Below are 25,246 nucleotides of genomic sequence, written 5' to 3' on the forward strand. Positions count from 1 at the left end.
TATTCAATTAAGATAAATGAAAAGAATCCTTATCACCGGTGCAGCAGGTTTTCTCGGCTCCCACCTTTGCGATCGATTTATTGCAGAGGGCTATGATGTTATCGCCATGGACAACCTTATCACCGGAGACCTCAAAAACATAGAACATCTGTTTCCGTTGGAGCGGTTTACTTTCTATAATCACGATGTAACCAATTTCGTGCATGTTCCCGGGAAACTGGATTATATCCTGCATTTTGCCTCGCCAGCCAGCCCAATCGACTACCTCAAGATACCCATTCAGACCCTAAAAGTTGGCGCATTGGGAACGCACAACCTTTTGGGGCTTGCCAAAGAGAAGAATGCTCGTTTTATGATCGCTTCCACCTCGGAAATATATGGCGATCCATTGGTACACCCACAAACGGAGGAATACTATGGGAATGTGAACACCATTGGCCCAAGGGGAGTGTACGATGAAGCCAAGCGCTTTCAGGAATCCATCACTATGGCATATCACCGTTTTCATGGGTTGGATACGCGCATCGTCCGTATTTTCAACACCTACGGCCCCAGAATGCGACTGAATGATGGACGTGTGATTCCAGCTTTTATGGGACAGGCACTTCGCGGTGAAGACTTGACCGTTTTTGGTGATGGTTCACAGACACGCTCTTTTTGTTATGTGGACGATGAGATAGAAGGTATTTACCGTTTGCTCATGAGCGATTATACCTTACCTGTCAATATCGGGAACCCGAACGAGATTACCATAAAGGATTTTGCCGAGGAAATCATCAAACTAACGGGAACCGATCAAAAAATTGTGTACAAACCTTTACCAAAGGACGACCCCATGCAGCGTCAACCTGATATTACCAAAGCCAAAGAGATTTTGGGATGGGAACCTAAAGTTGGTCGGGAAGAGGGTATGCGAAAGACCTTTGAATTCTTTAAAGGATTGTCCAAAGAAGATTTGGAAAAAACCGAGCACAGGGACTTTACCCATCACAACAAAAAGTAATTTCATTATCAAAAACATAAAAGGCCCGATAAACATCGGGCCTTGGTAATTTTGTGTATGATATATGGTATACTACCGCGCTGTAGTGACTTCGCAACAATTTGTGGGAACTGTTTCAGAAGTAAGCCTAAATCGCCCATAAATAAGACTTCAATTAAATTTGAATTACATTATTTTTGCCAAAACGACGAACCATGAACATTCTTGTCCTAGGGTCCGGTGGTCGCGAGCACGCCATATCCCTTAAAATTTCCCAAAGTCCCAAAACATCCAAACTTTTTGTAGCGCCAGGCAATGCGGGCACTGCACAGATTGCCACAAATGTGGAGGTGGGTGTCAACGATTTTGAGGGCATCAAAGCATTGGTGTTACAGGAAAACATCGAATTGGTGGTAGTGGGACCGGAAGATCCTTTGGTCAATGGAGTGCACGATTTTTTTCTAAATGATGCCGAGTTGAAATCCGTTCCAGTAATCGGACCGCAAAAAGCAGCCGCCGAATTGGAAGGCAGCAAAGAGTTCGCCAAGGAGTTCATGATGCGCCACAACATTCCAACGGCAGACTACCAAAGTTTTACAAGGGAGACCCTACAGGAAGGCCAAGCCTTCTTGGAGACACTACAACCTCCCTACGTGCTAAAGGCCGATGGTTTGGCCGCAGGCAAGGGTGTTTTGATTTTGAAAGATTTACAAGAAGCCAAAGACGAGCTCAAATCGATGCTGCTCGACTCCAAATTTGGAAACGCCAGTGCCACCGTTGTGATCGAGGAGTTTTTGGACGGTATAGAATTGAGCTGTTTTGTGCTCACCGACGGTACCAACTATAAAATCCTACCAACTGCCAAAGACTATAAAAGAATAGGTGAGGGCGATACCGGACTCAACACGGGCGGAATGGGGGCCATTTCCCCGGTTCCTTTTGCCGATACCGCCTTTACGGACAAGATAGAGCATCAAATAGTGAAACCGACCGTAGAAGGCCTAAAAATGGATAATTTGCCTTATGTGGGCTTTATCTTTATCGGTTTGATCAAAGTGGGAGACGAACCCAAGGTAATCGAGTACAACGTGCGCATGGGCGATCCGGAAACCGAGGTGGTCATCCCAAGGCTCCAGAGTGATTTGGTTGAAGTATTGCTAGCGATGGCCAAAGGAACACTGGACCAAATCGACCTAAATATTGATGAAAGAGCTGCAACCACCGTAATGGCGGTTTCTGGCGGATATCCCGAAGCCTATGAAAAAGGAAAGGAAATCACGGGAACGGAGAATATTAAAGATTCCCTCGTCTTTCACGCAGGAACCAAAATATCAGATGGAAAGGTTGTGACCAACGGCGGCCGTGTCATAGCTATTACTTCCTTCGGAAAAGATTTTAGGGAAGCGCTAAGAACATCCTATCAAAACATGGAAAAACTCCATTTTGATGGCATGTACTACCGAAAAGATCTAGGCTTCGATCTATAGATAAGAGTGTGAGCTGATGCTCTTATCTTCCTCACCGCTTTCGTTGAAAATTTTCAACTGGCCCATCCAATAGACCATGGCCACAAAGCCAATGATCATAAAGATCCAGTTAATGGTATTGGAGCCCCACCAGCTGTGCATAAAACGCAACGAATCCAGTGGTGCAAAAAGATAGTTTACAAATAAGTCCTCTATACCGTAAAAAAACTTGCTCATCTTGGCTATATTTACTTTACAAAAGTAGCAAAAGATAGGATGATTTCAAGCTTTTTCGGAAAAACTAAACCCATAAACTACATTGTTCTCGCCATCGTCCTGTTCCTTTTCTATTTTACCCACCTATTTTTCGCGCTTGGCGAACAAAAGATCAGCCAAGTCATAGGACGCGAGCTGGTCTTGTTTATCGGACTTTTACTGGCTGTTTTTATCGTCAATCAAATCGTACGCACCGAGAAAGCAACGGAGTCCAACTCGTATGCCATGCTGTTTTTCCTATTGCTGATTATAAGTTTTTCCGACGAGCTCGTTCTTGACCAGGTCATTTTTGCCAACTTTTTTCTACTTCTGGCTTTTTGGAGAATATTGTCCGTAAAATCAACTAGGAACGTAAAGCACAAAATATTCGATGCCTCATTGTTGATTTCATTGGCCAGTTTGTTCTACGATTGGGCGCTTGCCTTTATGCTGCTCGTTTTTTTTGTGATCGGAGTATATGACCGTAAAACGGTTAAAAACTGGTTGGTGCCTTTTTTGGGAATTTCCACCATATTTATGTTGACATTCACGGTGCTCAAAGTACATGGGTCTTTGGAGTTTTTTGAGGAGCACTACCAATTTTCCTTAGGGCTGTTTACTACCAAATCCTTTTTTCAGGTACTCAATGTAAAAACATTGATTTATTTAATTTTGACCATCTTGGTTTCCATGTTGGTTTTCGTAAGACTTCGAAACGTGAGTGGGGGAAAGCTGCTCCTACTACGGATTGTATTTCTCATTTTCATTTTGTCCACTGGGATTATGCTGTTCACACCGGCCGATGCATCCCCTGTTCTGATTACCTTTTTTCCCGCTGCCGTGTTCTTTACCAATTATTTTGAAGGCATCAAAAAAGAGAAGTTTCAAGAGATTGCACTTATGGGCAGCATTGTCTTGGCCTTCGCTCTTTTTGTCTTCCACCTGAACTAAATACGCCATAAAGCAATATCTTTGAACAAATTTTAGATTATGTTCAGCGATTTTGCCTTCAATATCTTTCAAGAAAGTATAGACACCTATCACATTAAGGACGATGTGAACCAGACATTCACCAATCCGTACCCAAAAGATCAAATAGAACATTTGCTTTACCGGAAAAACTGGATAGATACTGTACAATGGCATTATGAAGACATTATCCGAGACCCGGAGATTGAACCAAAAGCCGCTTTGGAGCTGAAACGGAAAATTGATGCGAGCAATCAGGATAGGACGGACTTGGTAGAGTATATTGATAGCTATTTTTTGAATAAATACCAATCAGTACAAGTAAAGGACAATGCAACCATCAACACGGAAAGTCCTGCTTGGGCCATAGACCGATTGTCCATTTTGGCATTGAAGATCTATCACATGCAAGAGGAGGTGAACCGTACCGATGCCTCCGCAGAGCACACCCAAAAGTGCAGTGAAAAGCTAGCGGTACTTTTGGAACAAAGAAAAGATCTTTCTACGGCCATAGATCAATTGTTGGCCGATATCGAGGCTGGAAATAAGTACATGAAAGTCTACAAACAGATGAAAATGTACAACGACGAAGAGCTAAACCCAGTACTCCGTGGACAAAAAGGGTAAATACACCCATATATTGATCATCCGCTTGTCGGCCATGGGCGATGTGGCCATGACGGTACCGGTAATCACAGCCCTCTTGCAACAATATCCCCATCTTAGGCTCACCTTGCTTACCAAAAGAACATTTGCCCCTATTTTTGATGGTCTGGATAACGTGCAAGTGTATGCAGCTGATGTGAAAAACAGACACAAAGGTCTAAAGGGCCTATGGCGATTGTACAAGGAACTGAAACCTTTGGAAATCGATGCCGTTGCAGATTTGCACAATGTACTGCGAAGCAGGGTACTTAAAAAGTATTTTGGCCTGGAACGCATCCCTTTTGTTCAAATTGACAAAGGCAGAAAGGAGAAAAAAGCACTTACAAGGACTAAAAACAAGGTTTTTGAGCAACTTAAAACCACTCATGAACGCTATGCCGAGGTGTTTTCAAAACTGGGTTATCCAATAGATTTAAGCTCCTCACCACCACTTGAAAGACTTCCGCTTTCCCCGAAAGTACTCGATTTGGTACAGCAGGATACAAAGAAATGGGTGGGAATTGCCCCATTTGCTGCCCACGATGGGAAGATGTATCCTTTAGAATCAATGGAAACGGTAATTCAAGAATTAAATAACACCAATAAGTATAAAATATTGCTCTTTGGAGGAGGCGAGAAGGAAGTCACAGTATTGGAAGATATGGCCAACTCCTTCAATAATGCACTTTGCATGGCAGGCAAGCTCCAATTGTCCGAAGAGCTTCAGCTTATTTCCAATTTGGATGTAATGTTGTCCATGGACAGTGGGAATGCGCATATGGCTGCGAATTATGGTATTCCTGTGGTGACGCTTTGGGGCGTTACCCACCCTTATGCAGGGTTTTATCCCTTTGGGCAGCCGATGGACAATGCTTTGACGGCCGACCGGGAAACCTACCCCTTGATTCCAACTTCCGTATACGGAAACAAGGTGCCCCAAGGCTATGAAAACGCTATGCAAACCATTGAACCCGCCGATGTGCTGAACAAGCTGTTTCAACTGTTGACAAAGGTTGATTAGAAATGAGATGCAAAGCATTGATTGAGAAATCCAGTGAAAAACTCAAGCATCAAGTTCATCAAAGGTCATTTCGAGATGAGGAGCGGAGTGACGATTGAGAAATCTGTTTGAAAACTCAAGTTCGAACTCAAAGGTCAAGTTCAAGTTTCAAGTTCAAAGTTTAAGGTTTAACCTCAAAAGGGTATTTCAAATGACAAAGAACCCTATTGGTGCTAATTCGTGAAATTAGTGTCAACGCCCAATTGACTTCTGACTTCTTATTGTCGCTTCGACTCATTTCGACTACGCTCAATGACCGCCGCTCAGCGACCACTGCCGACTGACTTCCGACTCCCGATTGATTTCTCACTTCGTTTCGAAATGACACCTTATCCAGCATTTTAGGTTTACTGCCCGCAGCCAATAACCAAGTCTATTTTCTATGGTCTTTTCTCCCCAGAGTCTTGATTCTTGGCTCTTGGCTCCTCACTGAACTAGGTTCTCGATACATTTTTTGTCTCTTTTTTGCAAAAACAGCCAAAAAACACTCGAACTGACATCTTAAACCAAAACCCGAAACCCCTAACCCTAAACTTCCGACCTCGGACTTCGGACTCCCACAAAGATTTCTCGACTTCCCTCGAAATGACATCATAACTCGCAACCTGAAACCCGAAACCCATAACTCGTAACTTACCACTCCCGACTCCCAAAATCCCATTCCCAACCCTTAAAATCCATCCCCCAAAAAAATCCGTCAGATCAAACAGGGCATCCGTCAGATCGCACCAAATTATTCTTCCCATTTGTGCCAACTTCTCCAAAATTCAGAAACAAAAGGAGGGTTTTCATATGGAAGAATTTCAACACATCATCATTACACGGTTCAATTTAAGGAACCATCAATGGACCAATCGAACCAAAAACGACACTCCCATTTTAACGGAGTCTTGGCTAGAGGATCGTTTTGATTTATTTGAGAACTTTTGTTTTCTCTCGGTCAGGAACCAAACCAACACCAATTTTCAATGGTGGGTGTTTTTTGATACCGAAACACCAATGCGTTTTAGGGACCGCATAAGCGAATTCGAACGGAGATTCCACCGCTTCACAGCGCTATTTGTGGATGGGATGGACGCTTTTTTGCCTGCGGTTCAACACAGGTTGGCGTTGTGTAAAGCGCCATACATTATGACCAGCAGATTGGACAACGATGATTGTTTGCACAAAGATTATGTTCAAAGTGGTGCAGCAACAGTTTGCCCATCAAACGTACTTGGCTTTGGATATTATTGACGGGTTTACCTTGCAAGTGCAGCCCGAAGTGAGGCTAGGGTACCGAAGACATTTGTACAATCCGTTCATTACGCTGATCGAGGAGAATGTGAATGCCAAATCGGTTTGGGATCGGACGCACAGTGACTGGAAAAAGGAAAAGCGCCTTAAACGTATCAAAGGGGAAAGGTTGTGGATGTCGGTAATCCATCATGACAATAAAGTGAACGAATATCATGGCTTTGGCACTCCCGATTTTGACGATACTTTAATGGATTTCGGCATTAGGGGCGCAAAGAAGAGCGAATTGCGAGAGCGCCTTACCCACTCCAAAAGGCTCAGTTTTAAATATTGGTGCGAGGCCATACTTTACAATGGATTCAAGGACTTCAAAAAAACAATAGGGCTATACTCTTACAAATAGTTTCATCACTATAATCCAAAACGCAAAGTCAAAAACTTAGTTTATGAATCCTAACAACCGTCAACGAATAACTAAAATTGGAAATATGCTCTTGGAAGGACCATCGTCCATCATCCACAAAACGAGTGGTGATTGGCTCAAAAAAGATTTCCAATTGATACTGCACCAGCCGAAATCTGGCACATTGAAATCCTATTCGATTTGGAGCGATGATACCTGGAACAAGGAAGCTGATTTTTTACCTCCCATGATACGAACGGTGGTCTGGGACAGACAAAAGGACATGGAACACCTTAGAAAATCTGAAGATTTAAACTTTCCAAGTATCGATGTGGCTTTGGGAACCATCAAAAGCGAAAAATTTAACGAGTTGAACAAAAAACTTGTCCAACTCCAGAACGCTATAGTAGATAATCACGGCTATCAGCCATTCAAAATAGCTACAGCAAGGGAAGCTGCTATCATTGATGTTGATTTTGACAAAGGATTTTTGGATTATGCCCTCTACCTCAACAATGGGAATCAAACTTTTGAACTGAAATCCAGTAGAAATTTAGACCAGCCTTTGGTGGTCGATTTGATGGACATAGCAACACAGCTGAGCGAATCCATGCAATTAATTGATCCTTCTCCTTGGAAAGAGCGATATACTGGAATCACAAAAGCATCATTGGATGATGATGGCCTGGATTGGAACTATCAAAATCGATTTTGAGGTTAACACCCAAAGCAGCTACGCAACCGTACCCTGACAACTGCTCCCAGCTCCAGCCGTACATCCATAGCAATGCTGTGAAATCACAATCTCACGGTCGTTCAACAGGTCATCGTTGTAATCTTTGATATGTTTGACCTTGCTCGCCACTTTAAGGTCCAGCATCTGATTGAAATCACAATCGTACAACCAGCCGTCCCAACTTACGGAAATGGTGTTGGTACACATCACATTTTCCACGGCGGCAGGATTGTAGGCTTCTACCAATGAGTACATATAATCTTCGTAATTGTCCGACGCAATAAGGTAGTCCAAAAAGCGCGAAATGGGCAAGTTGGTAATGGCGAACAGGTTGTGGAAGTCGATATCAAAATCTTCTTTTAAAGCCTTTTTAAAATCCCGCTCCATCGCCGCTTGGTCGGACGGCAAAAATGCCCCGGAAGGATTGTACACCAAGTCCAAACGCAAATCGCTATTAGGTTTGCCATAGCCCACCTCGTTGAGCATTTGGAGTGCTTTTATGGATTTGTCAAAAACCCCATCCCCCCGTTGCTTGTCGGTTTTTCCTCGGGTATAGTGCGGCATGGAAGAAACCACATGTACGTTGTGTTTTTTGAAGAACTCCGGCAAATCATGGTATTTTTTGTTCGCCAAAATAATGGTGAGATTGGACCGAACGATAAAGTCTTGGATGCCTGCTTTGGACGCTTCCTCCACGAACCACCTAAAATCGGGGTTCATTTCGGGGGCTCCTCCGGTCAAATCCAAGGTGTGTGCCCCAGTATTTCGAATCACCTCAAGACACTGTTCCATGGTTTCCCGGGTCATGATTTCCTTTCGGTCTGGCCCCGCATCCACATGACAGTGGGCACAAACCTGATTGCACATATACCCCACATTGATCTGGAGTACTTCCAACTTTTTGGGTTTTAGGGGAAATTGGCCCGATTCGGCAATCTTATCCTTAAAATAGGGCAGTTCACCACTCGAAAACAACTCCCCATTCAGCACTTCCAATTGCTTTTGGGTGTTCGCGAGCTCGTCTTCCCTGGCTTTAAGGGACTTTTTGGCTGCTTTTTTTATATCTGTGAGTATGCTTTGCGTCATGCTATAGGTTATCTAATCATTTTAGGAAAAGTTCATTTTCCTTCCGATACATTGATGTTCAATACTAGGGGACGTTCAATTATAAGCGAAGTAAGCCGAAACTACATCGAAAGCTTTTCGTACTTGTTCATCATTTGTACTCCATGAACGAGTGTCGCTCCGCTCTCAATGGCAGCCCCCGCATGAACGGCTTCCATCATTTCTTCTTTGGTAATGCCTCGCTGCAGCCCGTCTTTGGTGTAGGCATCAATGCAATATGGACATTTCACCACATGCGCTACCGCCAGGGCGATAAGTGATTTTTCGCGGGCACTCAATGCGCCTTCTTCAAAAACCTTTCCGTAGTAATCAAAAAACTTCTTGCCAAGTTCCTCGCTCCATTCTGTAATGTTTCCAAATTTTCTCAGGTCCGCTGGGTCATAATAGGAGTTCGCCATGTTTTTCTGGATTTGATGTTTTTACTTAAACATACAACAAATATCACTATTGAATTAGGTCGAAAGGATTTGCGAATGATTACACTTATCGGCATAAAATTGCCTCTAAGTCCATAAACAATTGTTTTGTAGTCGGTTATAAGGAATCAGAAGCAAAAAGAGCGGCAAATGCCGCTCTTTTCCTAACTCAAAAAATTAACAAAGATCTTTACTTACGGAAGCACAACAGTGTCCACAACATGGATCACACCATTAGATTGGTTGACATCTCCAATGGTCACGGTGGAAACATTTCCAGAACCGTCCTTGATCATGATCATGTCGTTTTCCATCATGGCAGTGAGCTTGGCTCCGTTTACTGTAGTAAGTTCGGCCATGCCTTTTCCTTTTTTGATCCATTTCATTAAATCCTTTGCACTGTATTTGCCAGCTACCACGTGATAGGTAAGCACTGCTTGCAATTTGGATTTGTTTTCTGGCTTCAACAGGGTGGCCACGGTTCCTTCGGGCAGTTTTTCAAAAGCGCTGTTGGTAGGGGCAAATACGGTAAAAGGCCCATCGCCTTGCAGGGTCTCCACCAATCCGGCCGCTTTAACGGCAGCGACCAAAGTTGTATGGTCTTTGGAGTTCACGGCATTGGAAACAATGTCCTTGCTCGGGTACATGGGCGCGCCACCAACCATTTTGGTCTGTGCGGATACATGGGTTACGGCCATCAAGCCAATACAAGAAAATAATAAGGTAATTGTTTTAAAAGATTTCATGTGATGTAATTTTTAGTTTATACACACACTTACGGAGTTTTGACGGGGGTGGTTTGGTTTTTTTTTGATGGGGATGTTGTTTTTAATCGAAATACAACGATAGGGCAACCTTGGCATTCCATCAAAATAGTACCTTTACACCTACAACCAATTGATTTAATAAACAGATGCTCAAGGATAAATCCATAGGATTGGTACTTTCTGGCGGTGGCGTTCGTGGAATGGCACATATTGGGCTTATCAAGGCCCTGCGGGAACACCAGATTGAAGCCAACGTAGTGGCCGGAACCAGTATTGGAGCCTTGGTTGGGGCGCTGTATGCCAATGATAACTCCGTGGAGGATATGCTCAAGTTCTTTAAGGAGACGCCGCTATTTCAGTACAGTTTTTTTGCCATCAACAAACCTGGTTTCATCGATACCGAACGATATTTCAGTATTTTCAAGGATTTTTTCCCCGATGATAGTTTCAAAAGTTTGAAATGCCCACTTTTTGTGGTGGCCACGGACCTGTTAAAAGGCAACGAAAAGGTATTCTACGACGGAGAGCTCATCAAACCATTATTGGCGTCGGCAGCATTACCACCTGTATTCAGTCCGGTTACCATTGATGATGTGCTTTATGCGGATGGTGGCATCATGAACAATTTCCCAAAGGAATATGTGGACAACCTTACGGATTTTATCATTGGAAGTAACGTTTCCATAACCGCTCCCTTGCAGAAAAAGGACCTCAGAAATTCATTTCAGCTTACGGCCAGGGTCACCAGTTTGATGATTCACGCCTCCAACCACGAAAAATTACGGCAATGCGACCTGTTTATAGAACCCAAAGAATTGGATACCATTGGGGTGCTCGATAAAAAGGGTATTGAGAACGCCTTTAAAATTGGGTATGACCAAGGCAGCAGGGCATTGGAAAAAATGATGTCCCAAACTTCTTAGTGTAATAATCCAGTTTTATACGTCGTCGTAATCGATTTTGATCTTGGCACTTATCGGGTGCGATTGACAGGTAAGCACAAACCCTTCTTCAATCTCGCTGTCCGTTAAGATCTGGTTTTTCACCATCTCCACTTTTCCTTCGGTAAGGCGAGCAATGCAGCTGCTACAAACACCACCTTGACATGAATACGGCGCATCGATATCCTGCTTTAATACCGCATCGAGTACCAGTTCCTTTTTGTCCATAACAAAGGTAAAGGTCTCATCGTCCACAAGTACTTCTACCTGTGTTTTACCTTCCAGTTCTTCGGCCAACTCATCTTCCGTATCCGAGCTAGTGAACAGTTCAAAATGGATTTTGTTCTCGGAAATGCCATTCTCTTTTAAGGTGTTAGACACCTGATTGATCATCTCCTCGGGTCCGCACAAGTAAAAGGCATCGAATGCAGTTTCTTTGAATTTGTTCTTTAAAACAAAGTTTACCGTTGATTTTTCGATACGTCCAAAAAGGGCGCCTTCTTCGCTGGACCTACTGAATACATATTGCACAAAAAGTCGGTCACCATAACGCTCCTTTAGGGATTGGATGGTTTTGAAGTACATGGTCTCCTCAGGCGTCTGGTTTCCGAATACGAGCACAAAGCGATTATCTGGATGGCTCTCCAAAACGGTTTGCGCAATGCTCATAATAGGAGTGATTCCGCTACCGGCAGCAAAGGCAGCTATGGTTTGTGGATCTTGGGAGTCGAACACAAAACGTCCCTCTGGCACCATGACTTCCAAGGTGTCCCCGGCCTTCAGTTGTTCGTTGGCATAAACAGAAAACGTTCCGCCTTCCATTTTTTTGATGCCGACCGTTAGTTTTCCCGATGAGGGCGCGGAAGAAATGGAGTAGGCCCTACGGAGTTCCTTTCCATTGACTTCGTGTTTTAGGGTAATATATTGTCCGGCTTTAAATGTAAATGCTTCTTTAAGGTGCTCCGGAATGTCAAAAGTGAGGGCTACGGCATTCGGGGTCAATTGGTCTACCGCAGTTATTTGTAAGGCATGAAATTGGCTCATGTATAAATTTTTGCTGCAAAATTAAGCATTACACTCCTTTTGTACAGCTATTTTTACAAAAAGCATTTCCACTGTGTAACAAATCCGATAAATTAGATACCAACAAAAAAAATACACCGACCATGATCAAACATTTTATTGGGCTCCAGTGGAAGTCATTTTTTAGATCGGCAACCTTCAAGACCGAAATATGGTTCAAGATCTTGATGGCTTTGGGGGCATTGTACTTCATCGCTCTGTTCTTGGGAATGGGTGTTGGGGCCTTTTTTATCATCGAGAAAATGGGAATCGGCGATCCGTTAAGGGTCATCAACCGTTTTATGATCTATTATTTGGCATTCGACCTCGTATTCCGGTACATGCTGCAAAAAATGCCGGTCACGAACATCAAACCCTTGTTGTATTTGCCCATCAGCAAAAGTAAAGTGGTCCATTTTTCCCTCGGAAAAACGGCCATTTCTTTCTTCAATGTGGCCCATGCCTTTTTCTTTGTACCGTTCAGTATTGTTTTGATCGCCCAAGGATACCCTGCAATACAGGTCATAGGATGGCACTTGGCGATGATGGCGTTGCTCTATTGCAACAACTTTATCAATGTGATGGTGAACAACCAGAACGTTGTTTTTTATGTGTTTGCGGCCCTCTTCATCCTGGCCGGTGCATCGCAATACTATCAATGGTTCGATATCACCTTCTACACCCAACCCATTTTCGACTTTTTCTACGATTTGCCATGGACGGCGATTATCCCTTGGATGGTTTTGGCAGGCTTGTACTATGGTGCCTTTGCCTATTTCAAAAAGCACATGTATTTGGATGGCGGACTGGCCAAAAAACATACCGAGGCTAAGACCGAAAACTTGGAATGGTTGGACCGCTTCGGGAATTTGGGCACTTTCCTCAAGAACGACATCAAACTGATCAAGCGGAACAAACGCTCACGCTCGGCGGTAATAGCAGGATTCTTCTTTATTTTTTACGGACTGCTCTTTTTTACCAATGCCATCGAAGTCTACGACGGGCCTTTCTGGAAAATCTTCGCAGGTATTTTTGTTACGGGAGGGTTCCTGTTCAGTTTTGGGCAGTACGTGCCCAGTTGGGACAGTAGCTACTATCCGCTGATGATGAGCCAAAACATCAAGTATCGGGAATACCTTTCCTCTAAATGGTATTTGGTGGTTATTGCGACTATTATCTCCACTTTTCTTGCCACGTTTTACCTCTACTTTGGATGGGAAGCCTACGCCGCAGTACTTGTGGGGGGCATCTATAACATTGGGATAAACAGTTACCTGGTGCTTTGGGGAGGGGCTTATGTAAAAACGCCCATTGAGCTTACCTCGAACAAGAAAGCCTTTGGCGACAAGCAGGCCTTTAATGCCAAGACATTGTTGCTCACCTTGCCCAAATTGGTGCTGCCCATAGCTATTTATGCCATTGGCCACTTTTTGATCAACCCCACGGCAGGGTACATCTTTGTAGCCGTGTTCGGCATACTCGGATTTGCTTTCAAAAACAAGGTATTTACCATGATCGAGGGCATTTACAAAAAGGAAAAGTACAAGACACTACAAGCATACAAACAGAAATAAAAAACCATTAACAGAAAAATACATGATCACAGTTCATAATTTGACCAAGACTTACGGAGACAAAACCGTTTTGAACATTGACCATTTAGAAATTCCCAAAGGACAGAGCTTTGGCCTTGTTGGCAACAACGGCGCCGGAAAAACAACCCTGTTCAGTATTTTGTTGGATTTGATACAGCCTTCTACCGGTCATATCATCAATAAAGACATACGGGTGGACGAGAGCGAAGCATGGAAGCCCTTTACCTCTGCATTTGTTGATGAGACCTTCTTGATCGGGTACCTTACTCCCGAAGAGTACTTTTACTTTATCGGCGAACTACGCGGAAGGAACAAAGCAGATGTGGATGCGTTATTGGCCAATTTTGATGACTTCTTCCATGGAGAAATCCTCAACCAGAAAAAATATCTCAGGGACCTTTCCAAAGGAAACCAAAAAAAGGTGGGCATCGTGGCCAGCTTTATTGGCAACCCCGAAGTGGTGATTTTGGACGAACCTTTTGCCAATTTGGACCCGACCACCCAAATTCGATTAAAAGGAATTATCAAAGATTTGGCAGCAAAAGAGGGCGTTACCGTACTGGTTTCTAGTCACGATTTGATCCACGTAACCGAAGTTTGCCAGCGTATCGTGGTGCTTAACAAAGGTGAAATTGTGAAAGATCTTCATACCTCTGCGGAAACCATGAAGGAATTGGAAGCTTTCTTTGCAGGTTGAGGCAATAAACAGGTTCAGCAGAATTCTTGCATTTTATCGATAAGCCTTATAATAATCCGCTCATTTTTGAGTTTAAGGTTACACAAGATTATTGATAATTTTGAAGCTTCATCACACATTTTTGGGCCTATTGGTTTTGGGAGGACTTGCATTTAATGCCTGTTCCACCCAAAAGGACAAGTTCATCAACCGAAATTGGCACGCCCTCAACACCGAGTACAACACTTTGTACAACGGAAATTTGGCCTTTCAAAAAGGGCTGGATGAAATCAATTCGACCTATCGGGATGATTATTGGGAAATACTGCCCGTAGAACGCCTAAAAGTGACCGATGAGGTAAAACTGGACTCCGAGGACAACAACCCCAACTTTCTTATTGCGGAGGAAAAGGCTACCAAGGCTATCCAAAAGCACAGCATGGACATTAAAGACGAGGAGCGAAACCCGCAAATTGATGAGGCCTTTTTGCTTTTGGGAAAATCCCGCTACTTTGACCAGCGCTATATCCCTGCTTTGGAATCCTTCAACTATATCCTGAGAAAATATAGCAAAAGCGACAAGCTGAACGAAGCGACCATCTGGCGAGAGAAAACAAATATGCGTTTGGATAATCCCGAGGTGGCCATCAAAAATCTAAAGCGACTTTTTAAGTACGAAAAACTCAAGGACCAGGAATATGCCGACGCCAACGCAGTTATGGCCCAATGCTATATCAACCTGAACGCCCCCGACACCGCCATTCAAAAATTGAAAATATCCCAGGCCTACACCAAAAAGAATCCGGAAAAGGGAAGGTATTTGTTCATCATAGGTCAGTTATACGACCAGTTGGGGCATAAGGACAGTGCCAACTACGCCTACAACAAAGTCATTGAACTCAACCGCAAATCCCCCAGGGTGTACATGATCAATGCGCATCTCAAAAAAATACAGAACATAGAACTTACCGAGGGCAACCGAGAGGAAATGTTGGAATACCTTACCGAACTCGAAGAGAATCGGGAGAATCGCCCCTTTTTGGACAAGATTTATCGCCAAGTGGCCGAATTTCATATGGCTTACGAAGAGGATAGTCTTGGATTGGCCTATTATAACAAATCCATTCAGGCAACCCAAGGCGAACGCAAGTTGAATGCCCTCAACTATCAAAGTCTGGCCGATTATTATTTTGACAAGGATGAATACCGAATGGCGGGTTCGTACTACGACAGCACTTTGACCAACTTGAACGAGAACACCCGCAAGCACCGAAACATTAAAAAGAAGCTGGACAACCTTGAGGATGTGATCAAATATGAGGACATTGTGCAGCATGCCGATAGCGTGATCACCTTATATCAAATGCCGATAGCTGACCGTACAGCTTATTTTGAGGACTACATAGCCGAAATGAAGCGAAAGGAAGAAGCGGCTGCCGAAAAAGAAAGAGAGCGCACCACCGCCGGCTTCGCTACTTTTGCCAACAGCAAAGGGGGCAAGGAGAACCAAGGCAAGTTCTACTTTTACAATATTACCAGTTTGGGCAATGGCAGAAACGATTTTAGGACACGATGGGGCACCCGGACTTTGGAAGACGATTGGCGATGGAGCAATAAAACCAAAATCTCCATTTCGGAGGCTACCGGGGAGGTGGTTGCCGCGAATGATGAGGTACTGACCGAAGACCAAAAATATTCTGTTGACTTTTACTTGGAGCAAGTTCCTACGGATGTTGCCGTAATAGATAGTTTAAAAGGCGAGCGCAACTTTGCCAACTATCAATTGGGTTTGATTTATAAGGAAAAGTTCAAGGACAACATGTTGGCCGCCGCCAAATTGGAGCGGGTGTTGTCGTCAAATCCCGAAGAGCGGTTGATTTTACCCTCCAAATACAATTTGTACAAGATTTATGAGGAAACGGGTAGTCCGCTGGCAGTGAACATGAAACAGAACATCATTGCCAATCATCCCGATACGCGCTACGCGGAAATTTTGTTGAACCCACAGGCGGTACTGGACGGGGATACGGACAGCCCCGATGCCCGATATGCAGCACTGTTCAAAAAGTACCAAGAACAGGAATTTTTGAACGTGATCACCCAGTCGGAGGAATACATCAATAAATTTACCGGCGATCCCATTGTACCCAAGTTTGAAATGCTGAAAGCGAACGCCATTGGACGTTTGCAAGGTTTTGAGCCGTTTAAGGAAGCCTTGAACTATGTGGCACTGACCTACCCCAACAACCCCGAAGGCAAAAAGGCCGAGCAGATGGTGGAGGAGCAGCTGCCCAAATTGGAAAACAAGGAGTTTTCCCCAGAAACCGGTTCTACGGGCGCGGGCAACTGGAAAGTAGTTTTTCCGTTCAAAATAAGAAATGATGAAAATGCCATCAAGCTCAAAAACCGTTTGGAAAAAGCCATCAAGGAGCTGAACTATAAAAACATTGTTTCCAAGGACATCTATAATTTGGAAGATGAATTTGTAGTGGTACACGGTTTCCCTTCGCAAGACTTTGCCTTGGGCTTCGCGGAGCTCATAAAAAACAATAGGGACTATCTGATTAAAGATGAGAATTTTGTAGTTTTATCGGATAATTATAAAATCATACAGGTCCACAAGAACTTAGAATCATACAAAGCGCAATTTTAACCCCAAAACCCTAGAACACAATGTTTTCTGACAACAAAAAACCCCGGCCTATGAATGAATTTGGCGGACAGCCCAACAGAATCGAGAAGAACACTAAAATTAAGGGTGACATCACCTCCGAGGCCGACTTCAGGATAGACGGTAAGTTGGAAGGCAATGTGACCACCTCTGGTAAAGTGGTCATTGGAAAGGATGGCTACATTAACGGTAAGGTAGAGTGCGTGAACGCAGATATCGAAGGAAGGTTTAACGGAGAACTTATGGTTAAGGACCTATTGTCGTTGAAATCCTCCGCAACGATTGAGGGTACGGTAACGGTAGCCAAATTGGCGGTAGAACCCGGTGCCACCTTTAATGCGGCGTGCACCATGGGCAAAGGTGCTTCGGCTACGCCCAAAATGCAGTCAACCAGCAAAAATGAGCCAGCAAAAGCCTCCTAAGAAAGACTACAACAAAACACTCAATACAGCCGCCCGTTTGTCTGGTTCCGCCATTCAAATGGGCGTTGTTATTTATTTGGGCGTTTGGGGCGGCAAATGGTTGGACGGGCATTTTGGGACTGAAAAAGTATTCTTGCCCATTTGTACCATTTTGGCCGTGGCGATTTCTATATATTTGGTCCTCCAACAAATCAAAAAAATCAACGATTGACGCAAAGGGCTTATCCAATTCTTTTTACCTTCATCCTCCTTTTGGGCCTATGGGGACTGTTCTTTCTCCAATCATGGGTTTTGGAAGACCGGGGATATGAGCTTTCGTCCCTACAGCTCACAAAAAGCTACGTGCTCAATGCCATTATGGCGCTCATTGTTTTTTTTGCGATTTACTTTTTCCGCAATAAATATCGCGACTTGTTGGGATTCTTTTTTCTAGGGGGAAGCCTTGTAAAGTTTACGCTTTTCTTCATTTTTCTATATCCCGCATTCCATCAAGATGGTGTCTTGGAGCAATTGGAGTTCCTTGTCTTTTTTGTCCCATATGGATTTGCACTGATATTGGAAACCTTCTTTTTGGTGAAACTGCTTAATACTGTGTGACAAAGCCCCAAAACAGACCTGAAAAATTCAATAAAAAAATAATACTGGAAAAAGCTTTTTTCTTTTGAAGGAGGAATGTATTTTTGCACCAATTTTTGAGGACCCATAGTTGGATCATATGCGATATTCTTTTTTCAGTAAAAAACTAGTTGCCGTAATTTTTTTGATTGCGGGATTTGTATCGGCCCAAAACCAAGAGGGAGAAGAAGTTGAAACCGGTGCCCATGATTTAAAGACACAGATTAAGGAATACATCGACCACCACCTTTTGGATTCGCATGATTTCAATCTTTTTTCCTATACCACCGAAGAGGGCGAGCACAAATATTTTGGGTTTCCACTTCCTGTGATTCTTTGGGACAATGGATTGAAGGTTTTTCTTTCTTCCGAGTTGGAGCATGGAGAGTCCGTGGCAGAAGTAGACGGTAATTACTACGCACTTTATCACAATAAAATATATAAGACGGATGCCGAAGGAACCATCAATTTTGGTGGACATCATGGCGAAGAAACCCATACCGAAGATGCTTTTGGGGAGAATTTGGTGGTAGATGATGCACATCCCACCAACGAAAAGCCCTTGGACTTTTCCATAACCAAGAATGTGGTCTTTATTATGGCCGTAGCCCTTTTAATGTTCTTGGTGTTCCGTTCCATGGCCAAGAGGTACCAAAAAAGCACCATGCCACGAGGTTTGGGAAGATTTTTGGAGCCATTGGTACTTTTTGTGCGTGACGAAATTGCCATACCAAACATTGGTGAGCATAAATACAAAAGGTATATGAGCTATCTGCTTACTGTATTCTTCTTTGTATGGGTCATCAACCTTTTGGGGTTGACACCGCTAGGAGTGAATGTCACCAACAACATTGCAGTGACTTTTGCCTTGGCCATGATCACCTATCTTATTACAACATTTACTGGGAACAAGAACTACTGGAAGCACATCTTTTGGATGCCAGGCGTGCCGGTTCCCATGAAAATTATATTGGCGCCCATTGAATTGTTGGGGACATTCATCAAACCATTTTCGTTGATGATCCGTTTGTATGCCAACATCACTGCGGGTCACGTAGTGTTAATGAGTATTATCGGGTTGATGTTCATATTTAAAAACTGGATCGGAAGCCCATTGTCCTTCTTGTTGGCATTTGCACTTTCTTTATTGGAATTGTTGGTGGCCGCATTGCAGGCATATATTTTCACCATGTTGTCCGCCCTGTATTTTGGTATGGCGGTAGAAGAAGATCATCATTAATTAAGAGTAGAACGTTTAATATTTAAATTCATATATCATGACAATTCCAAACATCGTAGGTGCTGGTTTGATCGTAATCGGAGCAGGATTGGGTATCGGTAGAATCGGTGGTCAGGCAATGGAAGCCATTGCTCGTCAACCTGAAGCTTCTGGTAAGATCCAAACAGCAATGTTGATTGCAGCAGCCCTTATTGAAGGTATCGGTTTCGCCGCTCTTTTTGCAGCTTAATAACCGTAACAGTATTGATGAAGGCCATGGCGGTTGGCTATGGCCCTTCATTGATTTTAAAGTGATATAGTTTAAAAGCATTAATATTTTAAGATAAATGGAAAAGTTAATAGAGGAATTTTCCTTTGGCTTGTTTTTCTGGCAGTTGCTCCTTTTCGTGGGCCTATTGTTGTTGTTGAGAAAATATGCCTGGAAGCCCATTCTTGGAGCGGTAGAAAAGCGCGAAGAAGGAATCAAAGATGCCCTTGAAGCTGCTGAGGCCGCGAAAAAGGAAATGCAGAACGTAACTGCCGATAGCGAAAGATTGTTACAAGAGGCCAGGGCAGAACGGGACGCGCTGTTAAAAGAAGCCCGCGACATCAAAGCCAACATTATCTCCGAAGCCAAAGAACAGGCTCAGGCTGAAGGCGACAAGATGATCAAGCAGGCCCAAGCTACTATTGAAAGTGAAAAGAAAGCTGCTGTGGCAGACATCAAGGCACAAGTAGCTAACCTTTCCGTGGAAATTGCGGAAAAGGTAATCAAGGAAGAACTGTCCGACAAAGGCAAACAACAGAAGTTGGTCGAGGACATGTTGGGAGATATTAAACTGAACTAAACGGACCATGAACCAAAATAGGGCAGCCATACGCTACGCAAAAGCAACCTTGGATTTCGCAGTCGAAAAGAAAGCGGCAGATGCCGTGGAAAAAGACATGCGGGGGATAGCTGCTACCATTTCCGAGAACGTGGAGCTTCAACGCATGTTGGAGAGCCCTATCATCAAATCGGAGGTAAAAAAAAGCAGTTTGTTGGAAATTTTTAAGGATGCCAACGAAATCACCAAAGGTCTTCTTCAAACCTTGATCAGTAATAAAAGAATTGCGATGTTGCAGGAAGTGGCCTTCAAATACATCATCCTTCACGAAAAATTGAAGGGCGAAGAAGTAGCTTACGTGACAACCGCCGTTCCATTGACTTCCGATTTGGAGAAGAAGATATTGGAAACGGTCACCAAGGCAACAGGAAACAAGGTAACCCTTGAGAATAAAATCGATGAGAGCATCATCGGAGGATTTGTACTACGGGTAGGAGATACCCAATACGATGCAAGCATCGCAAACAAATTGAACGGATTAAAAAGAGAATTTACAAATAGTCTATAAAAATGGCAGGAGTAAAAGCCGCTGAGGTATCAGCAATTTTGAAAAAACAGTTATCAGGTTTCGAAGCATCCGCTTCCTTGGATGAAGTAGGTACCGTATTGCAAGTGGGTGATGGTATTGCCCGTGTGTATGGACTTTCCAATGCCCAGTACGGGGAGTTGGTCGAGTTCGACGGCGGTATGCAAGGAATCGTTCTTAACCTGGAAGAAGACAACGTAGGTGTTGTATTGTTGGGCCCATCCAAAGAGGTTGTAGAAGGTGCAACCGTAAAAAGGACCGAGCGTATCGCTTCTATCAACGTTGGTGAAGGAATTGTTGGCCGGGTTATCGACACCTTGGGCAAGCCTATCGACGGTAAAGGTCCTATTTCGGGCGAAACCTATGAGATGCCTTTGGAACGTAAAGCTCCTGGTGTAATTTTTAGACAACCTGTAAATGAGCCATTGCAAACTGGTATCAAGGCTATCGACGCCATGATTCCCGTAGGACGTGGACAAAGGGAGTTGGTGATCGGTGATAAGCAGACTGGTAAAACAACCGTTTGTATCGACACCATCCTGAACCAGAAAGAATTTTACGATGCCGGTGAGCCCGTTTACTGTATCTACGTTGCCGTAGGTCAGAAAGCATCAACGGTGGCCGCTATCGCCAAAACTTTGGAAGAAAGAGGTGCATTGGCCTATACAACCATTGTTGCCGCCAACGCTTCCGATCCTGCACCGATGCAGGTATATGCACCTTTCGCTGGTGCCGCCATTGGAGAGTACTTTAGGGATACAGGGCGTCCGGCCTTGATTATCTATGATGACTTGTCCAAGCAAGCTGTAGCTTACCGTGAGGTGTCCTTGTTGTTGAGAAGACCTCCAGGACGTGAAGCATATCCTGGTGACGTTTTCTTCTTGCACTCCAGATTGTTGGAGCGTGCGGCTAAAGTGATTGCCGATGACGAGATTGCAAAGAACATGAACGACCTTCCAGAGTCCTTGAAGCCGATGGTAAAAGGAGGAGGATCGTTGACTGCACTTCCTATTATTGAAACACAAGCAGGTGACGTTTCTGCCTATATCCCAACCAACGTAATTTCCATTACCGATGGTCAGATATTCTTGGAGCAAGACTTGTTCAACCAAGGGGTGCGTCCTGCGATCAACGTAGGTATCTCCGTATCGCGTGTGGGTGGTTCCGCTCAGATCAAATCCATGAAAAAAGTAGCCGGTACCTTGAAATTGGACCAAGCCCAGTTCCGTGAACTGGAAGCTTTTGCCAAGTTCGGTTCCGATTTGGATGCCGCTACCTTGAACGTTATCGAGAAAGGACGTAGAAACGTAGAGATCTTAAAACAAGGTCAGAACGATCCATTTACTGTTGAAGACCAAGTAGCTATCATCTTTGCAGGTTCCAAGAACTTGTTGAGAAATGTGCCAGTGGACAAAGTAAAAGAATTCGAAAAAGATTACTTGGAGTTCTTGAACGCCAAGCACAGAGATGTTTTGGACACCCTTAAAGCGGGTAAATTGACCGATGAGGTTACCGAGACCTTGACTGCTGTTTGTAAAGATCTTTCAAGCAAGTACAAAGCATAACAATTGTCATTTCCAAGGTGCCCTTCGACTACGCTCAGGGCACTGTAGGAATCCATAACCAAAAAGATTTCGCATCAAGTGCGGAATGACAAAGTAGAATATGGCGAATCTAAAGGAAATACGTAACAGAATATCATCCATCTCATCAACGATGCAGATTACCAGTGCCATGAAAATGGTATCTGCCGCAAAGTTGAAGAAAGCTCAGGATGCTATTACGGCAATGCGTCCCTATTCCGATAAATTGACCGAGCTCCTGCAAGGGCTTAGCGCCAGTTTGGAAGGAGATGGTGGAAGCGAGTACGCCGACAAAAGGCCCGTAAACAAGGTTTTGGTGGTTGCCATAACGTCCAACAGGGGACTATGCGGTGGTTTCAACTCCAACATCATCAAGCAGAGCAACCATTTGGTCTCCAATATGTATCCGGGAAAGCAGGTGGATTTCTATACCATCGGTAAAAAGGGGCACGACATCCTTAGAAAAAGGCATACTATTTTGGGCGACCAAAGCAAGGTATACGATGATTTGACCTTTGACAATGTTGCAGAAATCGCTGAATTGTTGATGCGTTTGTTTACCAAGGGCGATTACGATAAAATCGAATTGGTATACAACAAGTTCAAAAATGCCGCTACCCAGATTGTGATGACCGAGCAGTTTCTGCCGATAGTAGGAACTGAAGGGGACAAAGCTATCGCTGCTGACTACATTTTTGAACCTTCCAAAGTGGAAATTGTAAAGGAGCTGATTCCAAAATCCTTGAAGACACAGTTGTTCAAGGCCGTTCGGGATTCCTTTGCCAGTGAGCACGGAGCGCGTATGACCGCAATGCATAAAGCGACGGATAATGCTGCCGAATTAAGAAACGAGTTAAAATTGACTTACAACAAAGCCCGTCAAGCAGCGATTACCAACGAAATCCTCGAGATTGTTGGTGGTGCAGAAGCGTTGAACAATTAAGGTTCCATAATAATACTATCAAAAGGCCACCGAATGGGTGGCCTTTTTGTTTTTCTTAGGATAATAAGGTTTAGGTAATTACGGCTTTTGCGTAACTTGTAGCCACCTAACTTGGGTCTTTAAAGAAGCAACACCTATTGAATCCACTAAAGCGGCTTTTTAAACAAACATTTATCTACGGTCTGGCCACGGTAATGCCAAGGGTCATCTCTTTCTTTTTGTTACCGTTGTATACCGCTGTATTTGAGAATGCTTCAGGTTACGGACAGTACACGAACATCTATGCCTGGATAGCTATTTTTAATGTGTTTTTGGCCTATGGTATGGAAACGGCATTTTTTCGGTTTTACCATAAAAGCGGGGATAAGGCCAAAGTGATATCTACTTCACTGATATCCTTACTGAGTTCTTCCATACTGTTTCTGATTCTTGCCCTGTCGCTTAGGGAATGGTTGTCCAGCGTAACCAATATCAACGCGGATTACCTTAAGTTCACCACCTATATTTTGGTTCTTGATGCCGTGGTCATTATTCCGTTTGCGCTGCTAAGAGCGAATGAAAAACCAATGCGCTATGCGGTCCTAAAGACCATTAATGTGGCCATAAACTTGGCTTTTAACATATTTTTTCTGTTGGTACTCCCAAAAATGGCACAGGAGGCGGACACTGGATTTTTCGTATCCCTTTACAAACCCAATTGGGAAATCCATTATGTTTTGATCTCTAATGTAATCGCCAGCGGAGTAACCTTATTGATTTTGTTGCCCACCTACCTAAAGGCATCGTACACGTTCGATTTGGGTGTTTGGAAACAAATGATGAAGTATGCAGGACCCATTCTTGTAGCTGGAATCGCTTTTACCATCAACGAGGTATTGGATAAAATTTTGCTTACCGAACTCCTTCCATCCAAAATTGCCGAAAGTGAAGTGGGCAAATATGGTGCCTGCTACAAACTGGCCCTGTTTATGACGCTGTTCGGGACCGCTTTTAGAATGGGGGTGGAACCCTTTTTCTTTAGTCATGCCAAGAGCGAAAAACCCCAGAAAACGTATGCGCAAATCACCAATTACTTTGTAATCCTTGGAAGCATAATCTTATTGGGAGTTATTGCTTTTATCGATGTACTGGGCAGACTGTTATTGCACAACCCTGTGTATTGGGAGGCTTTGGATGTGGTTCCTATAATTCTATTGGCAAGCTTCTGTCTGGGAATTTACCACAACCTCTCTGTTTGGTATAAAGTAACGGACAGAACCAAATTTGGCGCTTATATTTCTTCAGTTGGGGCCATCATCACTTTGGTCATTAATATAAGCTTGATTCCAAAAATAGGATACATGGCTTCGGCCTTGGCCACCTTGGCCGCCTATGGTAGTATGATGCTCCTCTCCTATCACTTTGGAAAAAAATACTACCCTGTACCCTACAATATGCGAAAGATTGTGTTTTACCTATCTGTATCGCTGGTGTTTTCCATACTTTCGTTCTATGTTTTTAATAGAAATTTAATAGCGGGCAGCCTACTGTTTTTGTTATTTTTGGGGCTGGTGTACAAGATGGAAGGAGATAAATTACGAAGCATATTTATAAAACGTGAAGATTAAGATCATCAACAAATCAGGCCATAAGCTGCCACATTACGAAACCCTTGCCTCCGCAGGAATGGATTTAAGGGCGGATTTGGAATCCCCCATTACCTTAAAACCACTGGAAAGGGCCATTGTCCCCACTGGACTATACATGGAGCTCCCTGTGGGCTATGAGGCCCAAGTACGGCCACGTAGCGGGTTGGCGGCCAAAAAAGGAATCACCGTGTTAAACGCCCCTGGAACGATTGACGCCGATTATCGTGGAAACGTTGGGGTAATACTGGTAAATCTTTCCAATGAAGATTTTACTGTGGAAAATGGTGAACGTATTGCCCAGATGGTCATCGCAAAGCACGAACGTGCCGAGTGGGTAGAAGTTGAGGCCCTTTCTGAAACGGACAGGGGCGGGGGCGGATTTGGGAGTACTGGAACTAAGTAAAATTCCTGCGAAGGC

At 43.8% G+C, this 25,246-nt stretch carries 28 protein-coding genes; 23 read left to right on the forward strand and 5 right to left on the reverse strand.

The window, feature by feature from the left end; translation table 11 throughout:
- Positions 1–16: 16 nt before the first annotated feature.
- Positions 17–1,003, forward strand: a complete 987-nt coding sequence (locus tag GGE08_RS02185; RefSeq protein ID WP_179383266.1) for a UDP-glucuronic acid decarboxylase family protein — start codon at positions 17–19, stop codon at positions 1,001–1,003.
- 194 nt (positions 1,004–1,197) lie between these two features.
- Positions 1,198–2,469, forward strand: coding sequence for a phosphoribosylamine--glycine ligase (gene purD / locus GGE08_RS02190; protein ID WP_179383267.1), 1,272 nt, complete (start codon positions 1,198–1,200; stop codon positions 2,467–2,469).
- Here the strand turns inward: purD and GGE08_RS02195 are convergent.
- Positions 2,464–2,685 (reverse strand): DUF6341 family protein, encoded by a 222-nt coding sequence (locus GGE08_RS02195; RefSeq protein WP_179383268.1) that lies wholly within the window; start codon positions 2,683–2,685, stop codon positions 2,464–2,466. The genes purD and GGE08_RS02195 overlap by 6 nt on opposite strands.
- Positions 2,686–2,724: 39 nt before the next feature.
- Between GGE08_RS02195 and GGE08_RS02200 the strand changes: the two genes are divergently transcribed.
- From GGE08_RS02200 to GGE08_RS02225, 6 genes are all read left to right on the forward strand, one after another.
- The gene (locus tag GGE08_RS02200) at positions 2,725–3,654 is read left to right on the forward strand and encodes a DUF6427 family protein (protein WP_179383269.1); all 930 of its coding nucleotides are present in this window, start codon (positions 2,725–2,727) and stop codon (positions 3,652–3,654) included.
- A 39-nt stretch (positions 3,655–3,693) separates the two neighbouring features.
- The gene (locus GGE08_RS02205; protein WP_179383270.1) at positions 3,694–4,299 is read left to right on the forward strand and encodes a DUF4254 domain-containing protein; all 606 of its coding nucleotides are present in this window, start codon (positions 3,694–3,696) and stop codon (positions 4,297–4,299) included.
- Positions 4,283–5,338, forward strand: coding sequence for a glycosyltransferase family 9 protein (locus GGE08_RS02210; RefSeq protein ID WP_313790880.1), 1,056 nt, complete (start codon positions 4,283–4,285; stop codon positions 5,336–5,338). Before GGE08_RS02205 ends, GGE08_RS02210 begins: the two co-directional genes overlap by 17 nt.
- A gap of 831 nt (positions 5,339–6,169) precedes the next feature.
- The gene (locus GGE08_RS02215) at positions 6,170–6,613 is read left to right on the forward strand and encodes a glycosyltransferase (RefSeq protein WP_179383271.1); all 444 of its coding nucleotides are present in this window, start codon (positions 6,170–6,172) and stop codon (positions 6,611–6,613) included.
- Positions 6,531–7,016, forward strand: coding sequence for a hypothetical protein (locus GGE08_RS02220; protein ID WP_179383272.1), 486 nt, complete (start codon positions 6,531–6,533; stop codon positions 7,014–7,016). Before GGE08_RS02215 ends, GGE08_RS02220 begins: the two co-directional genes overlap by 83 nt.
- A gap of 43 nt (positions 7,017–7,059) precedes the next feature.
- Complete coding sequence (locus tag GGE08_RS02225) at positions 7,060–7,731, forward strand: hypothetical protein (RefSeq protein ID WP_179383273.1); 672 nt, start codon at positions 7,060–7,062, stop codon at positions 7,729–7,731.
- A gap of 18 nt (positions 7,732–7,749) precedes the next feature.
- Here GGE08_RS02225 and arsS read toward each other — a convergent pair whose 3' ends face one another.
- From arsS to GGE08_RS02240, 3 genes are all read right to left on the reverse strand, one after another.
- Positions 7,750–8,838 (reverse strand): arsenosugar biosynthesis radical SAM (seleno)protein ArsS, encoded by a 1,089-nt coding sequence (gene arsS, locus GGE08_RS02230; protein WP_179383274.1) that lies wholly within the window; start codon positions 8,836–8,838, stop codon positions 7,750–7,752.
- Positions 8,839–8,939: 101 nt separating this feature from the next.
- Complete coding sequence (locus GGE08_RS02235; RefSeq protein WP_179383275.1) at positions 8,940–9,275, reverse strand: arsenosugar biosynthesis-associated peroxidase-like protein; 336 nt, start codon at positions 9,273–9,275, stop codon at positions 8,940–8,942.
- Between the two features lie 212 nt (positions 9,276–9,487).
- Positions 9,488–10,039 (reverse strand): fasciclin domain-containing protein, encoded by a 552-nt coding sequence (locus GGE08_RS02240; protein WP_179383276.1) that lies wholly within the window; start codon positions 10,037–10,039, stop codon positions 9,488–9,490.
- A gap of 167 nt (positions 10,040–10,206) precedes the next feature.
- Between GGE08_RS02240 and GGE08_RS02245 the strand changes: the two genes are divergently transcribed.
- Complete coding sequence (locus GGE08_RS02245; RefSeq protein ID WP_179383277.1) at positions 10,207–10,983, forward strand: patatin-like phospholipase family protein; 777 nt, start codon at positions 10,207–10,209, stop codon at positions 10,981–10,983.
- A 15-nt stretch (positions 10,984–10,998) separates the two neighbouring features.
- On the opposite strand, the gene GGE08_RS02250 is transcribed toward GGE08_RS02245, so the two are convergent.
- The gene (locus GGE08_RS02250; protein ID WP_179383278.1) at positions 10,999–12,045 is read right to left on the reverse strand and encodes a ferredoxin--NADP reductase; all 1,047 of its coding nucleotides are present in this window, start codon (positions 12,043–12,045) and stop codon (positions 10,999–11,001) included.
- A gap of 122 nt (positions 12,046–12,167) precedes the next feature.
- Here GGE08_RS02250 and GGE08_RS02255 point away from each other — a divergent pair, with 122 nt between their 5' ends.
- The 14 genes from GGE08_RS02255 to dut all read left to right on the forward strand — a co-directional run bounded on the left by GGE08_RS02255 (position 12,168) and on the right by dut (position 25,231).
- Positions 12,168–13,637: a DUF5687 family protein gene (locus tag GGE08_RS02255; RefSeq protein WP_179383279.1), complete on the forward strand. Its 1,470-nt coding sequence runs from the start codon at positions 12,168–12,170 to the stop codon at positions 13,635–13,637.
- 22 nt (positions 13,638–13,659) lie between these two features.
- Entirely contained in the window at positions 13,660–14,355 is a 696-nt protein-coding gene (locus GGE08_RS02260; protein ID WP_179383280.1) for an ABC transporter ATP-binding protein, read from the forward strand.
- Positions 14,356–14,455: 100 nt separating this feature from the next.
- Entirely contained in the window at positions 14,456–16,987 is a 2,532-nt protein-coding gene (locus tag GGE08_RS02265; RefSeq protein ID WP_257023937.1) for a tetratricopeptide repeat protein, read from the forward strand.
- A gap of 20 nt (positions 16,988–17,007) precedes the next feature.
- The gene (locus tag GGE08_RS02270; RefSeq protein ID WP_179383281.1) at positions 17,008–17,427 is read left to right on the forward strand and encodes a polymer-forming cytoskeletal protein; all 420 of its coding nucleotides are present in this window, start codon (positions 17,008–17,010) and stop codon (positions 17,425–17,427) included.
- Positions 17,405–17,638: an AtpZ/AtpI family protein gene (locus GGE08_RS02275; RefSeq protein WP_179383282.1), complete on the forward strand. Its 234-nt coding sequence runs from the start codon at positions 17,405–17,407 to the stop codon at positions 17,636–17,638. The genes GGE08_RS02270 and GGE08_RS02275 overlap by 23 nt, the downstream gene beginning before the upstream one ends.
- Positions 17,639–17,718: 80 nt before the next feature.
- Positions 17,719–18,024: a hypothetical protein gene (locus tag GGE08_RS02280; protein ID WP_179383283.1), complete on the forward strand. Its 306-nt coding sequence runs from the start codon at positions 17,719–17,721 to the stop codon at positions 18,022–18,024.
- Between the two features lie 118 nt (positions 18,025–18,142).
- Positions 18,143–19,282: a F0F1 ATP synthase subunit A gene (gene atpB / locus GGE08_RS02285; RefSeq protein WP_179383284.1), complete on the forward strand. Its 1,140-nt coding sequence runs from the start codon at positions 18,143–18,145 to the stop codon at positions 19,280–19,282.
- Positions 19,283–19,319: 37 nt separating this feature from the next.
- Positions 19,320–19,511, forward strand: a complete 192-nt coding sequence (gene atpE / locus GGE08_RS02290; RefSeq protein WP_053970734.1) for an ATP synthase F0 subunit C — start codon at positions 19,320–19,322, stop codon at positions 19,509–19,511.
- Positions 19,512–19,608: 97 nt separating this feature from the next.
- Positions 19,609–20,109: a F0F1 ATP synthase subunit B gene (locus GGE08_RS02295; RefSeq protein ID WP_179383285.1), complete on the forward strand. Its 501-nt coding sequence runs from the start codon at positions 19,609–19,611 to the stop codon at positions 20,107–20,109.
- 7 nt (positions 20,110–20,116) lie between these two features.
- A complete protein-coding gene (gene atpH, locus GGE08_RS02300) occupies positions 20,117–20,656 on the forward strand; it encodes an ATP synthase F1 subunit delta (RefSeq protein WP_179383286.1) in 540 nt (179 codons plus the stop codon).
- A gap of 2 nt (positions 20,657–20,658) precedes the next feature.
- On the forward strand, positions 20,659–22,239 hold the full coding sequence (gene atpA / locus GGE08_RS02305; RefSeq protein ID WP_179383287.1) for a F0F1 ATP synthase subunit alpha: 1,581 nt from the start codon (positions 20,659–20,661) through the stop codon (positions 22,237–22,239).
- 100 nt (positions 22,240–22,339) lie between these two features.
- Positions 22,340–23,200 carry an ATP synthase F1 subunit gamma gene (gene atpG, locus GGE08_RS02310; RefSeq protein WP_179383288.1) on the forward strand — a complete coding sequence of 287 codons (861 nt, stop codon included), beginning with the start codon at positions 22,340–22,342 and terminating at the stop codon, positions 23,198–23,200.
- Positions 23,201–23,337: 137 nt separating this feature from the next.
- Entirely contained in the window at positions 23,338–24,807 is a 1,470-nt protein-coding gene (locus GGE08_RS02315) for a lipopolysaccharide biosynthesis protein (RefSeq protein WP_179383289.1), read from the forward strand.
- Positions 24,797–25,231: a dUTP diphosphatase gene (dut, locus tag GGE08_RS02320; protein ID WP_179383290.1), complete on the forward strand. Its 435-nt coding sequence runs from the start codon at positions 24,797–24,799 to the stop codon at positions 25,229–25,231. The genes GGE08_RS02315 and dut overlap by 11 nt, the downstream gene beginning before the upstream one ends.
- The last annotated feature ends 15 nt before the right edge of the window (positions 25,232–25,246 follow it).

This window comes from Allomuricauda sp. ARW1Y1, assembly GCF_013407935.1.
In the GTDB taxonomy this organism is placed as follows: domain Bacteria; phylum Bacteroidota; class Bacteroidia; order Flavobacteriales; family Flavobacteriaceae; genus Flagellimonas.